General features: G+C 66.0%; 1 protein-coding gene. It reads right to left on the bottom strand.

What is annotated here, in order from left to right; translation table 11 throughout:
* Positions 1-695, bottom strand: a 695-nt coding sequence (locus tag NKI18_RS33350) for an IS256 family transposase (protein ID WP_353022097.1), incomplete at both ends; no start/stop codon positions are given.

Here is a 695-nt window from a genome sequence, read left to right as displayed (position 1 = left end):
TGAGGAAGTGCACGTAGCAGCGCTGCCAGACCGCTTCGGGCAGCACTTCGCGGATTGCCGCCCTGAGCCCCGGATGGTCGTCGGAGACGACGAACTCGACGCCGGCGAGCCCGCGATTCTTGAGCCCCGTCACGAACTCGCGCCAGCTCGAATGGCTCTCCCGGTTGGCCAGCTCCACGCCCAGAACCTGGCGCCGGCCCTCCCAATCCACGCCGATCGCCACCAGCACCGCCTGGCTGGCGATCACGCCCGCCTCGCGAGCCCGTTCATAGCGCGCGTCCAAGATGAGATACGGATAGCTTTCCTCGAGCCGCCGCGTGAAGAACGCCTTGAGCGCCTCATCCAGCCGCATCGTCGCCTCGCTCACCGTCGAGGCCGAGAAGGAGTGGCCGCACAATTCCTCCGTCACCGCCTTCACCTTGCGGGTCGAGACGCCCTGCACGTACATCTCGACCAGCGCCGACACCAATGCCTTCTCCGAACGCTGGTAGCGCTCAAACAACTCCGTCGAGAACCGGCCAGCCCGATCCTGCGGAACGCGAAGCTCCAGCACCCCGACCCGCGTCACCAGCTTGCGCTCGTAATAGCCGGACCGGTAACTCGTCCGCTCCGCCGTCCGCTCGCCTTTCTCGGCCCCGATCGCCTCCGTCATCTCGGCTTCAAGAACCTCCTGCACGACACTCTGCAATGCTTGG

Source organism: Mesorhizobium sp. M0800 (assembly GCF_040320095.1).
Taxonomy (GTDB): Bacteria; Pseudomonadota; Alphaproteobacteria; order Rhizobiales; family Rhizobiaceae; genus Mesorhizobium.
This window is presented reverse-complemented; position numbering and strand designations above follow the sequence as displayed.